General features: G+C 70.0%; 12 protein-coding genes. 8 read left to right on the top strand and 4 right to left on the bottom strand.

Going from position 1 to position 12229, the window contains the following annotated elements:
• The first annotated feature begins 154 nt into the window (after positions 1–154).
• From atpA to IE94_RS0122730, 5 genes are all read left to right on the top strand, one after another.
• A complete protein-coding gene (atpA, locus tag IE94_RS0122710) occupies positions 155–1744 on the top strand; it encodes a F0F1 ATP synthase subunit alpha (RefSeq protein WP_030187271.1) in 1590 nt (529 codons plus the stop codon).
• 21 nt (positions 1745–1765) lie between these two features.
• On the top strand, positions 1766–2683 hold the full coding sequence (locus tag IE94_RS0122715) for a F0F1 ATP synthase subunit gamma (RefSeq protein ID WP_030187273.1): 918 nt from the start codon (positions 1766–1768) through the stop codon (positions 2681–2683).
• Positions 2683–4119, top strand: a complete 1437-nt coding sequence (gene atpD, locus IE94_RS0122720; RefSeq protein ID WP_030187275.1) for a F0F1 ATP synthase subunit beta — start codon at positions 2683–2685, stop codon at positions 4117–4119. The genes IE94_RS0122715 and atpD overlap by 1 nt, the downstream gene beginning before the upstream one ends.
• Positions 4120–4250: 131 nt before the next feature.
• The gene (locus IE94_RS0122725) at positions 4251–4625 is read left to right on the top strand and encodes a F0F1 ATP synthase subunit epsilon (protein WP_030187277.1); all 375 of its coding nucleotides are present in this window, start codon (positions 4251–4253) and stop codon (positions 4623–4625) included.
• A 142-nt stretch (positions 4626–4767) separates the two neighbouring features.
• A complete protein-coding gene (locus IE94_RS0122730) occupies positions 4768–5217 on the top strand; it encodes a DUF2550 domain-containing protein (RefSeq protein ID WP_030187280.1) in 450 nt (149 codons plus the stop codon).
• A 42-nt stretch (positions 5218–5259) separates the two neighbouring features.
• Here the strand turns inward: IE94_RS0122730 and IE94_RS0122735 are convergent, their stop codons facing one another.
• From IE94_RS0122735 to IE94_RS0122745, 3 genes are all read right to left on the bottom strand, one after another.
• Complete coding sequence (locus IE94_RS0122735) at positions 5260–7083, bottom strand: glycoside hydrolase family 18 chitinase (protein ID WP_030187284.1); 1824 nt, start codon at positions 7081–7083, stop codon at positions 5260–5262.
• 148 nt (positions 7084–7231) lie between these two features.
• Positions 7232–7873 (bottom strand): response regulator, encoded by a 642-nt coding sequence (locus IE94_RS0122740; protein ID WP_030187286.1) that lies wholly within the window; start codon positions 7871–7873, stop codon positions 7232–7234.
• A complete protein-coding gene (locus tag IE94_RS0122745; RefSeq protein ID WP_030187292.1) occupies positions 7870–9066 on the bottom strand; it encodes a sensor histidine kinase in 1197 nt (398 codons plus the stop codon). Before IE94_RS0122745 ends, IE94_RS0122740 begins: the two co-directional genes overlap by 4 nt.
• A gap of 152 nt (positions 9067–9218) precedes the next feature.
• On the opposite strand from IE94_RS0122745, the gene IE94_RS0122750 reads away from it, so the two are divergent.
• A complete protein-coding gene (locus IE94_RS0122750) occupies positions 9219–9833 on the top strand; it encodes a hypothetical protein (protein WP_030187295.1) in 615 nt (204 codons plus the stop codon).
• Positions 9834–9882: 49 nt separating this feature from the next.
• Here the strand turns inward: IE94_RS0122750 and IE94_RS0122755 are convergent, their stop codons facing one another.
• A complete protein-coding gene (locus IE94_RS0122755; protein ID WP_030187297.1) occupies positions 9883–10455 on the bottom strand; it encodes a cob(I)yrinic acid a,c-diamide adenosyltransferase in 573 nt (190 codons plus the stop codon).
• Positions 10456–10730: 275 nt separating this feature from the next.
• On the opposite strand from IE94_RS0122755, the gene IE94_RS0122760 reads away from it, so the two are divergent.
• Both IE94_RS0122760 and IE94_RS0122770 read left to right on the top strand, forming a co-directional pair.
• Positions 10731–11579, top strand: coding sequence for a 3-hydroxyacyl-CoA dehydrogenase family protein (locus tag IE94_RS0122760; protein ID WP_030187300.1), 849 nt, complete (start codon positions 10731–10733; stop codon positions 11577–11579).
• A 191-nt stretch (positions 11580–11770) separates the two neighbouring features.
• Positions 11771–12094, top strand: a complete 324-nt coding sequence (locus tag IE94_RS0122770) for an STAS domain-containing protein (protein ID WP_030187305.1) — start codon at positions 11771–11773, stop codon at positions 12092–12094.
• Positions 12095–12229: the final 135 nt, after the last annotated feature.

The raw sequence follows: 12229 nt of genomic DNA on the forward strand, positions 1-12229 counted from the left end.
TCGCGACAACAGCACAACACGCAGTAGCAGTACGTACTTACGACGGCCCTGGTTGGGCCGTGCAGAGGATTCACCTCTCATTGGGGGGAGTCCCGACTCGTGGAATACCCCCCAAGTGAAACTTCGGGCCCAACAAGGAGAGCAGGGAACTCAGATGGCGGAGCTCACGATCCGGCCGGAGGAGATCCGGGACGCACTGGAGAACTTCGTCCAGTCGTACAAGCCGGACGCGGCCTCGCGCGAGGAGGTCGGTACGGTCACCCTTGCCGGCGACGGCATCGCGAAGGTCGAGGGCCTGCCCTCGGCCATGGCCAACGAACTGCTGAAGTTCGAGGACGGCACCCTCGGCCTCGCCCTCAACCTCGAGGAGCGCGAGATCGGTGCCATCGTCCTCGGTGAGTTCAGCGGTATCGAGGAGGGGCAGCCGGTCTCGCGTACCGGTGAGGTCCTCTCCGTGGCCGTCGGCGAGGGCTACCTCGGCCGCGTCGTCGACCCCCTCGGCAACCCGATCGACGGCCTCGGCGAGATCGAGACCAGCGGTCGCCGCGCCCTCGAACTGCAGGCCCCCACGGTCATGCAGCGCAAGTCGGTGCACGAGCCGATGGAGACGGGCTACAAGGCCGTCGACGCCATGACCCCGATCGGCCGCGGCCAGCGTCAGCTGATCATCGGCGACCGCCAGACCGGCAAGACCGCCCTGGCCGTCGACACGATCATCAACCAGCGCGACAACTGGCGCACCGGCGACCCGAACAAGCAGGTGCGCTGCATCTACGTCGCCATCGGCCAGAAGGGCTCCACCATCGCGTCCGTGCGCGGCGCGCTGGAGGAGAACGGCGCGCTGGAGTACACGACCATCGTGGCCGCCCCGGCGTCCGACCCGGCCGGCTTCAAGTACCTGGCGCCGTACACCGGCTCGGCCATCGGCCAGCAGTGGATGTACGAGGGCAAGCACGTCCTGATCATCTTCGACGACCTGTCGAAGCAGGCCGACGCCTACCGCGCCGTGTCGCTGCTGCTGCGCCGCCCGCCGGGCCGCGAGGCCTACCCGGGCGACGTGTTCTACCTGCACTCCCGTCTGCTGGAGCGTTGCGCGAAGCTCTCCGACGCCGAGGGCGCCGGCTCGATGACCGGTCTGCCGATCGTCGAGACCAAGGCCAACGACGTGTCGGCGTTCATCCCGACCAACGTCATCTCCATCACCGACGGCCAGTGCTTCCTGGAGTCCGACCTGTTCAACGCCGGTCAGCGTCCGGCCCTGAACGTCGGTATCTCGGTCTCCCGCGTCGGTGGCTCCGCCCAGCACAAGGCCATGAAGCAGGTCTCCGGCCGACTGCGCGTCGACCTCGCTCAGTTCCGTGAGCTGGAGGCGTTCGCCGCCTTCGGTTCCGACCTGGACGCCGCGTCGAAGTCGCAGCTGGAGCGCGGTCAGCGCATGGTCGAGCTGCTGAAGCAGGACCAGTACCAGCCGATGTCCACCGAGGACCAGGTCGTCTCCGTCTGGGCCGGCACCACCGGCAAGATGGACGAGGTGCCCGTCGTCGACATCCGCCGCTTCGAGAAGGAGCTGCTGGAGTACCTGCACCGCCAGGAGCAGGGCCTCATGACCTCCATCCGCGAGGGCGGCAAGATGTCCGACGACACCCTGCAGGCCGTCGCCGAGGCGATCGCGGCGTTCAAGAAGCAGTTCGAGACCTCGGACGGCAAGCTGCTCGGCGAGGACGCCCCGTCCGTCGCCAAGTGACGTAAGGAAGGGACCTGACTCATGGGAGCCCAGCTCCGGGTCTACAAGCGTCGCATCCGATCCGTCACCGCGACCAAGAAGATCACCAAGGCGATGGAGATGATCGCCGCCTCGCGCGTCGTCAAGGCGCAGCGCAAGGTGGCGGCCTCCACGCCGTACGCGCAGGAGCTCACCCGCGCGGTCACGGCGGTCGGTACCGGGTCGAACACGAAGCACCCGCTCACCACGGAGGCGGACAGCCCGACCCGTGCCGCGGTCCTGCTCCTCACGAGCGACCGGGGCCTGGCCGGCGCCTTCAACTCCAACGCCATCAAGGCGGCGGAGCAGCTGACCGAGCGCCTCGAGCGTGAGGGCCGCCAGGTCGACACGTACATCGTCGGCCGGCGCGGTCTGGCCCACTACAACTTCCGCGAGCGCAAGGTCGTGGAGTCGTTCGCGGGCTTCACCGACGAGCCGACGTACGCGGACGCCAAGAAGGTCGCGGCGCCGCTCATCGAGGCCATCGAGAAGGACACGGCCGAGGGCGGCGTGGACGAGCTCCACATCGTCTACACCGAGTTCGTCTCGATGATGACGCAGACGGCGGTCGACTCCCGGCTGCTGCCGCTGAGCCTCGAAGAGGTGGCGGCCGAGTCGGGCGCGAAGGACGAGATCCTTCCGCTGTACGACTTCGAGCCGTCGGCGGAGGACGTCCTCGACGCCCTGCTGCCTCGCTACGTCGAGAGCCGCATCTACAACGCGCTGCTGCAGTCGGCCGCTTCCAAGCACGCCGCCACGCGACGCGCGATGAAGTCGGCCACCGACAACGCGGGCGAGCTGATCAACACGCTCTCCCGTCTTGCCAACGCGGCCCGCCAGGCCGAAATCACCCAGGAAATCAGCGAGATCGTCGGTGGCGCCAGTGCCCTGGCCGACGCGAACGCGGGGAGTGACAACTAATGACCACCACTGTTGAGACCGCGACGGCCACGGGCCGCGTCGCCCGGGTCATCGGCCCGGTCGTCGACGTGGAGTTCCCCGTCGACGCGATGCCGGAGATCTACAACGCGCTGCACGTAGAGGTCGCCGACCCGGCCAAGGAGGGTGAGCTCAAGACGCTGACCCTCGAGGTCGCCCAGCACCTCGGTGACGGCCTGGTCCGCACCATCTCCATGCAGCCCACCGACGGCCTGGTCCGCCAGGCCCCGGTGACCGACACGGGCGCGGCCATCTCCGTCCCCGTCGGCGACTTCACCAAGGGCAAGGTGTTCAACACCCTCGGTGAGGTGCTGAACGTCGACGAGCAGTACACCGGTGAGCGCTGGCCGATCCACCGCAAGGCTCCGAACTTCGACGAGCTCGAGTCGAAGACCGAGATGTTCGAGACCGGCGTCAAGGTCATCGACCTGCTGACCCCGTACGTCAAGGGCGGCAAGATCGGTCTGTTCGGCGGTGCCGGCGTCGGCAAGACGGTGCTCATCCAGGAGATGATCTACCGCGTCGCCAACAACCACGACGGTGTGTCCGTGTTCGCCGGTGTCGGCGAGCGCACCCGTGAGGGCAACGACCTCATCGACGAGATGAGCGAGTCGGGCGTCATCGACAAGACCGCGCTGGTCTTCGGTCAGATGGACGAGCCGCCGGGCACCCGTCTGCGCGTCGCGCTGGCCGGCCTGACCATGGCCGAGTACTTCCGCGACGTCCAGAAGCAGGACGTGCTGTTCTTCATCGACAACATCTTCCGCTTCACCCAGGCGGGTTCCGAGGTGTCGACCCTGCTCGGCCGCATGCCCTCCGCGGTGGGCTACCAGCCGAACCTGGCCGACGAGATGGGTCTCCTCCAGGAGCGCATCACCTCGACCCGCGGTCACTCGATCACCTCGATGCAGGCGATCTACGTCCCCGCGGACGACCTGACCGACCCGGCCCCGGCCACCACCTTCGCCCACCTCGACGCGACGACGGTGCTCTCCCGTCCGATCTCCGAGAAGGGCATCTACCCGGCCGTGGACCCGCTGGACTCGACGTCCCGCATCCTCGACCCGCGGTACATCGCGGCGGACCACTACCAGGCCGCGATGCGCGTGAAGAACATCCTGCAGAAGTACAAGGACCTGCAGGACATCATCGCGATCCTCGGTATCGACGAGCTGGGTGAAGAGGACAAGCTCGTCGTCCACCGCGCCCGTCGCGTGGAGCGCTTCCTGTCCCAGAACACCCACGTCGCCAAGCAGTTCACCGGCGTCGACGGGTCGGACGTCCCGCTGGACGAGTCGATCGCGGCCTTCAACGCGATCTGCGACGGCGAGTACGACCACTTCCCGGAGCAGGCGTTCTTCATGTGCGGTGGCATCGAGGACCTGAAGAACAACGCCAAGGAGCTGGGCGTCTCCTGAGCCCCGGCTCACGGTGAGCCGCACGGTTCACCACCCGGAGGGGGCGGGCGCGTCCCGTCCCCTCCGGCACGCCCCTTAGACTTGTAACCAACACCCGGCTCTCCCGCCGGGTGGTGACCCGAGGAGCCACCTTGGCTGCTGAGCTGCACGTCGCGCTGGTCGCGGCCGACCGAGAGGTCTGGTCCGGCGAGGCCACCCTGGTCGTCGCGCGCACCACGTCCGGCGACATCGGCGTCATGCCCGGTCACCAGCCGCTGCTCGGTGTGCTGGAGTCGGGCCCGGTGACCATTCGTACCAGTGACGGCGGGACGGTCGTCGCCGCGGTGCACGGCGGGTTCATCTCGTTCGCCGACAACAAGCTGTCGCTGCTGGCCGAGATCGCCGAGCTGTCGGACGAGATCGACGTCCACCGCGCGGAGCGCAAGCTCGAACAGGCGAAGGCGGAGGGCGACGCCCACGCCGAGCGTCGCGCGGACGTCCGACTGCGCGCGGCGGCGGGACGCTGATCCACAGCCCTGTGCGATAGCGTCGTGCCATGACGTCACTCAGCCGCGGCTGGGACCGGAGGCATCCGGACCCGGCCGCGGCTGAGGCAGATCCGGGTGTTTTTTCCGTTCCGTTACCTAGGAGACGAGGAGGTCGGTGTCGATGGCCCTCGCTCTGACTGTGTGCGGAATCGTCGTGGCCGTGGTGGTGATCGGCCTCTTCGTCTTCGGTCTGCGCCGTCGGCTGATCCAGCGCTCGGGCGGCACCTTCGACTGCTCGCTGCGCTGGGACGCCCCCAAGGAGGGCGACACCACCGACGGCAAGGGGTGGGCCTACGGGGTGGCCCGCTACAACGGCGACCGGGTCGAGTGGTACCGCGTCTTCTCGTACTCCCCCCGCCCGCGCCGCGTGCTGGAGCGCTCCGCGATCGAGGTGGCCGGCCGCCGGCTGCCGGACGGCGAGGAGGAGCTGGCGCTGCTCTCCGACGCGGTGGTCCTGGCCTGTCTGCACCGGGGCACACGGCTGGAACTGGCGATGAGCGAGGACGCGCTGACCGGATTCCTCGCGTGGCTGGAGGCAGCCCCGCCCGGTCAGCGCGTGAACGTGGCCTAGCCGTCTCGCCCGGCCACGCCGCTCGAAGAGCCTGCCGCGGTCCTACGTCAGACCGTTGCTGATGGCGCCCACGAGTTCGCCGTTCGCGGTGTCGCCGCTGAACTCCCAGAAGAAGGCGCCGCCGAGGCCCTGGTTCTTGGCCCAGCTCATCTTGCCCGCGATGGTCGACGGGGTGTCGTACGACCACCACTGGTTGCCGCAGTGCGCGTACGCGGTGCCGCCGACCGTGCCGGTGACCGGGCAGGAGTTCTTCAGGACCTTGTAGTCCTCGAAGCCGGCGTCGTAGGTCCCGGGGGCCGCGCCGGTGGCGGTGCCGCCGGGGGCGGACTGGGTGACCCCGGTCCAGCCGCGGCCGTAGAAGCCGATGCCGAGCAGGAGCTTGGCCGCCGGGACGCCCTTGGACTTGAGCTTGGCGATCGCGTCCGCGGAGGTGAAGCCGGCGGTCGGGATGCCGGGGTACGAGGTCAGCGGGGAGTGCGGGGCGGTCGGGCCGGTGGCGGCCCAGGTGCCGAAGTAGTCGTACGTCATCACGTTGTACCAGTCGAGGTACTGGGCGGCACCGCCGTAGTCGGCCGCGTCGAGCTTGCCGCCCGTGGTCCCGTCGCCGGAGATGGCGGCGGTGACCAGGTAGTTCGGGCCGAACTCGGCGCGCAGCGCCTGGGAGAGGTTCTTGAAGGCGGCGCTGCCGGAGGTGTCGCAAGTCGCGCCGCAGGCGTTCGGGTACTCCCAGTCGATGTCGATGCCGTCGAAGACGTCGGCCCAGCGCGGGTCCTCCACGACGGCCTTGCAGGACTTGGCGAACGCGGCCGCGTTCTGCGCCGCCTGGCCGAAGCCGCCCGAGTAGGTCCAGCCGCCGAAGGAGTACAGCACCTTGATGTGCGGGTACTTGGCCTTGAGTTGGCGCAGCTGGTTGAAGTTGCCGCGCAGCGGCTGGTCCCAGGTGTCGGCGACGCCGCTGACGGACTGGTCGGCGGTGTAGGCCTTCTCGTACGCGGCGAAGGTGTCGTCGACGGTGCACTGGCCGTTCTTGACGTTGCCGAACGCGTAGTTGATGTGGGTGATCTTGGAGGCGGAACCCGAGGTCACCAGGTTCTTGACGTGGTAGTTGCGTGCGTAGACGCCCCACTCCGTGAAGTACCCGAGGTTGACCTTGCCGCCGGGGCCGGGCTCGCCGCCGTTGTCGCCGGTGGTGCGGACCTTGACCGCGCCGCTGACGGGGCCGGTCTGGTCGGCGGTGTCGCGCGCCTGGACCGTGTAGGAGTAGTCCGTGCCCTTGGCCAGGCCGGTGTCGGTGTAGGTGGTGCCGGTGACGGTGGCGACCTTGGCGCCGTCGCGCAGGACGTCGTAGTTCTTGACGCCCTTGTCGTCGGTCGCCGCCGACCAGGACAGCTTCACCGAGGTGTCGGTGATGTTCGAGGCGGTGGGCGTGCCGGGCGCGGAGGGGGCCGCGTCGCCGGGAACCGAGGTGCCGTCGCAACTGCCGCCGTTGATCTTGCAGTTGGACGGGGAGCCGGGGCCGCTGCCGTTGAAGCCGAAGGAGACCGAGGCGCCGGGGGCGAGCGTCCCGTTCCAGCCGACGTTCTTGGCGGTCCAGTGGTCGCCGGAGTTGGTGACGGTGGCGTCCCAGGCGGAGGTGACCTTGGTGCCGGTGGGGAAGTCCCACTCGACGGTCCAGGAGCTGAGGGAGGTGGTGCCGGTGTTCTTCACCGTCCAGCTGCCGCCGAAGCCCGTACCCCAGTCCGAGGTCTTGGCGAAGGTGGCCGTCGCGCTGGTGGCCGCCTGCGCCGGGCTCGCGAGGCCGACGAGCCCCGCGAGGGGGAGCGCCAGGGTCGCTGCGAGTGCCGCGGCCTTGTGTCTGAAGCGCATGTGCGCCTCCTTATAGGGGGATGTTGTTGTGGGCATGACTGAGCCTCATGCCCGCAGTGCCGCGAGAATAGAAAGGGTCTGGACCAGAGGTCAATAGGTCTGGACCAATGTGCGCGGTCGTGGTTGAGCCGGTGTTTGAAGGGGGAAACTAGATCCCCAACTCCTGCGCCAGCACCGCCGCTTGCACCCGGCTGCGCAGCCCCAGCTTCCCCAGCAGCCGGCTGACATGCGTCTTCACCGTGGCCTCCGCCATGTCGAGACGCTCGGCGACCGCGGCGTTGGACAGCCCCTCGCCGAGACAGGACAGCACCTCGCGCTCACGCCGGGTCAGCTCCCGCAGCACCGCCGGGTCCGCGGCCGGCTCCCGCACCGGCTTCGCGGCGAACTCGGCGATCAGCCGCCGGGTGACGGCCGGGGCCACGACGCCCTCGCCGCCCGCCACCGTGCGCACGGCCGCGATCAGGTCCTTGGCGTCGGTGTTCTTCAGCAGGAACCCGGCGGCTCCCGCCCGCAGCGCCCCGAAGACGTACTCGTCCAGGTCGAAGGTGGTCAGCACCAGGACGTCGGCGAGCTGCTCCCCGACCACGATCCGGGTCGCCGCCACACCGTCCAGGCGCGGCATCTGCACATCCATCAGCACCACGTCGGGACGCAGCTCGCGGGCCAGCGCCACCGCCTGCTCGCCGTCCGCGGCCTCCCCGGCCACCTCGATGTCCGGTGCGCTGCCCAGGATCAGCACCAGTCCCGCGCGCACGGCGGACTGGTCATCGGCGACGAGAACGCGGATCATGCGAGGTCTCCTTCGGTCAGGGGCAGGGTGGCGCGCACGGCCCAGATCGTGCCGCCCGCCGCCGCGGGGTCCGCCACCGCCCCGGCCTCGAACGTGCCGTGCAGCAGCGCGGCCCGCTCCCGCATCCCGACCAGACCGGCACCGGAACCCGGGGCGCGCGGGGTGCCCCGGTCGCCGTAGGGGCTGGTCACCTCGACCCGCAGGGCGTCGTCGTGGCGGGAGAGCCGGACGTGGACGGTGCCGTGCGAGGCGTGCTTGAGCGCGTTGGTGAGCGACTCCTGCACGATCCGGTACGCGGCCAGCTCGACCGGTGCGGGCAGGTCGTCGCCGCACGCCGCGTCCAGGGTGACGTCGAGGCCGTTGGCGCGGGCGCCGTCGGCCAGCGCGCCGAGCCCGTCGAGGGTGGGGGCGGGGGCCGGTTCGCTGTCCCCGCCGCCGTCCCGCAGGATGCCGATGAGGCGGCGCATCTCGGCCAGGCCCGCCACGCTGTTCTCGCGGATCACGCCGAGCGCCTGCCGGGTGGTCGCCGCGTCGTCGAGGGAGAGCGCGGCCGTGGAGTGGATGGCGATCGCGGAGAGGTGGTTGGCCACCATGTCGTGCAGCTCGCGGGCCATCCGGGAGCGTTCCGCCGTCACCGCCTGGACCCGGTCCATCTCGGCCAGCAGCGCGGTCTGCTCGGCCCGCAGCAGCGCGGCGTCGGCGGCCTCGCGGTGATTGCGGACGATGAGCCCCGTGGAAGCGGGCGCGAAGGACACGACGCCGACGGCGACACCGATGAGCAGCGCCTCGGGCACCCGCCACAGCGCGAACGGCACGACGGTGCCGGCCACGGTCAGCAGCCCGGTGATCCACGGGATGCGGCGGGCCGAGGCGGGCGGACCGTACAGCACGGCGGCGTACATCAGGTCCGTGTACATGATCACCGTGACCAGGCTGCCCCGGGTGAACGTGTCGGCGACCAGCGCGGCGGTGCCGATCAGCAGCCCCGTCCGGGGCGCCGCCCGGCGCAGCAGCTCGCAGCCCGCCATGACGGTGAGCGGGACCAGCAGGGGCCAGCGGCCGCCGAACAGCACGACCGGCTCGTCGGCGGGCCGCACCCCCAGGCCGATGACCCACAGCAGCAGCCCGCCCAGCAGCCCGGCCGACGCGGCGTACACGTCGAAGCGGCGCGGGTGGGGGAGTCGTGCGGCCATGTCACCATCCAACACGGCCCGCGCCCCGCCCGCCTGATGCGCGGGAAGGGTCCCGCACTGCATCTTTCGATGTACCGGAGGTTCGTCACCGCCGACGACGAACGCGGCGCGTTCCCACGGGAGCCTGGAAGGGCGAACGAAGGGAGTACGTCGTGGTCGTCGCGTTGATCATCGCCTGCGAGGTCGGCTTCTGGGTCCTGCTGGCCCTCGGGCTGGGCGCCCGCTACCTGCTGAAGTGGCGGCGCACCAGCGTGTTCCTGCTGCTGTGCGAGCCGGTGCTGGAACTGGTGCTGTTCGCCGTGACGGCGTGGGACCTGAAGAACGGCGCCGAGCCCGGCTGGGAGCACGGCCTGGCCGCGCTGTACATCGGCTGCACCGTCGCCTACGGCCCCTACACGATCCGCCGGCTCGACGGCCACGCCGCCCACCGCCTGGCCGGCGGCCCGCCCCCGGCCAAGCCCCCGCGCCACGGCATGGCACGGGCCGCCCACGAGGGACGGCTGTGGCTGCGCACGCTGCTCGGCGCCGCCGTGGCCTGCGCACTGCTCCAGGGCGCGGTCTGGTACGTCGGTGACCAGGGCGAGGTCTCGTCGCTGCGGGCCTTCCAGTGGACGGCCCTGCGCGCCGTCGGTATCCACGGGCTGATCGCCCTCACGTACCTGGTCCGGCCGAAGAAGGCCCCGGCGGGCACGGCGTCGGCCGAGGCGGGCGGCAGCGCCCCCGAAGGGGCGCGGGAAACCGCGCGACCGGCCGCGACGAAGCGCTAGACGGCCGAGCGCCGTCCCGTACCTGCCCGCGTACCTGCCCGCGGAGCGTCTAGCGTTCCCCGCCCGGCACCCACAGCACGTCTCCGACCTCCTTGTTGGCTACGCGGGCCAGGATGAACAGGAGGTCGGAGAGCCGGTTCAGGTAGGTCGCGGTGAGCGGGTTCATCGTCTCGCCGTGGGCCTCGAGCGCCGCCCAGGTGGAGCGCTCGGCCCGGCGGACCACGGTGCACGCCTGGTGCAGCAGGGCCGCGCCGGGGGTGCCGCCGGGGAGGATGAAGGAGCGGAGCTTCTCCACCTCGGCCAGGTAGCGGTCGCAGTCGGCCTCCAGCTTGTCGACGTAGAACTGCTCGACCCTGAGCGGCGGGAACTCCGGGTTCTCCACCACCGGCGTGGACAGGTCCGCGCCCACGTCGAACAGGTCGTTCTGGACGCGGACGAGGACCTTGACGACGTCCTCGGACAGGCCGCCCAGGGCGATGGCGGTGCCGATCACCGCGTTCGCCTCGTTGGCGTCGGCGTACGCGGAGATCCTGAGGTCGGTCTTGGGGACCCGGCTCATGTCACCGAGGGCGGTGGTGCCCCGGTCGCCGGTACGGGTGTAGATGCGCGTCAGGTTGACCATGGGGCCAGCGTAGTTACGCCCGGGACGCCTGTCGGCGGACACCCTCGGAGGTCTCCCGCGCCCTGCTCCCGCTGCCGACGGGACGCAGGGGCCGCTGAGCGGGAAAGTGCTCAACTAGGCCGTACGGGGCGCGCGGTGACACCCGTGCGACACCCCTCGGTGTGATGTCCGTCATTTGAGACGTGACGCGCGTTACTAACCGGTCACACAGCGCCTCACGCCCGCTAATCTCCGGCCGAGAGACGAGAATCAGCGCGTATCAGGGGAGTCGCACAGTGGCACGGAAGCTCGCCGTCATCGGAGCCGGTCTCATGGGGTCCGGCATCGCCCAGGTCTCCGCGCAGGCGGGCTGGGACGTCGTCCTGCGCGACGTCACCGACGAGGCGCTGCGGCGCGGCACCGACGGCATCAGGGCCTCCTACGACAAGTTCGTCGCCAAGGGGAAGCTCACCGCCGACGGCGCCGAGGCCGCCCTCGGGCGCATCACCGCGACCACCGACCTGGACGCCGCCGCCGACGCCGATGTCGTCGTGGAGGCCGTCTTCGAGAAGCTCGAGGTCAAGCACGAGATCTTTCGTACCCTGGACAAGCTGGTGAAGGACGGGGCGATCCTCGCGTCCAACACCTCCGCCATCCCGATCACCAAGATCGCGGCCGTGACGGAGCGCCCCGAGCGGGTCGTCGGCACCCACTTCTTCTCGCCGGTGCCGATGATGCAGCTGTGCGAGCTGGTGCGGGGCTACAAGACCAGTGACGAAACGCTCGCCACCGCACGCGAGTTCGCCGAGTCCACCGGCAAGACCTGCATCGTCGTCAACCGCGACGTGGCCGGTTTCGTGACCACCCGCCTCATCTCCGCCCTCGTCGTCGAGGCCGCGAAGCTGTACGAGTCGGGCGTCGCCAGCGCCGAGGACATCGACCTCGCCTGCAAGCTGGGCTTCGGCCACGCCATGGGACCGCTGGCCACCGCCGACCTGACGGGCGTCGACATCCTGCTGCACGCCACGGGCAACATCTACACCGAGTCCCAGGACGAGAAGTTCGCCCCGCCGGAGCTGATGCGCCGGATGGTGGACGCCGGTGACATCGGCCGCAAGAGCGGGCAGGGCTTCTACAAGCACTGAGGTCACCTCGGCCGCGGCAGACGTCACACGCCGGGGTGAATTCGGTATCGGTTCGCTTACAGGCGGCAACCTCCGGTCGTTTCGGCCAGTCAGAGGGTGCAACACCTGATATCGCCGAGAGACCACACCGCACGGAACGCAACGCCCAAGACGAAGAAGACGACGAAGTAGACGCACGCCGGGGAGCGCATATGCACATCAGGGGCGACCACGTCGAGCTGGTCGTCGGGGGCCGCCTCGACGTCCGCAGCGCGGCGGACGCCCGTACGGTCCTGCACTCGGCCGTCGACGACGGAGTCGGCGACCTGGTGCTGGACCTGTCCGAACTGGACTCCTGGGACGCCACCGGACTCGGCGTGATCATGGGAGCCCACCGGCGGGCGGGACGCTGCGGGCGCCGACTGGTGCTGCGCGACGTGCCGCCGCAGATGCAGCGCCTGTTGGTGGCCACCCGGCTGCACCGCATCCTCGCCATCGAGGGCGGCATCGGTGTGGAGACCCTGCCCCGCGTGTAGGTGAAGGTTCACACCTCCGACACACGCAATCCTCACGAGACCGTGACCTCTCCGGCCGTCCCGCACCCCGGACTGTCGGCGATACTGGGCGAAGGTTTAGGGTCTGGCTGCCCGCTGCCTTTGCAAACCCGCCGG

It is taken from the genome of Streptomyces violaceorubidus (assembly GCF_000717995.1).
GTDB classification, from domain to species: domain Bacteria; phylum Actinomycetota; class Actinomycetes; order Streptomycetales; family Streptomycetaceae; genus Streptomyces; species Streptomyces violaceorubidus.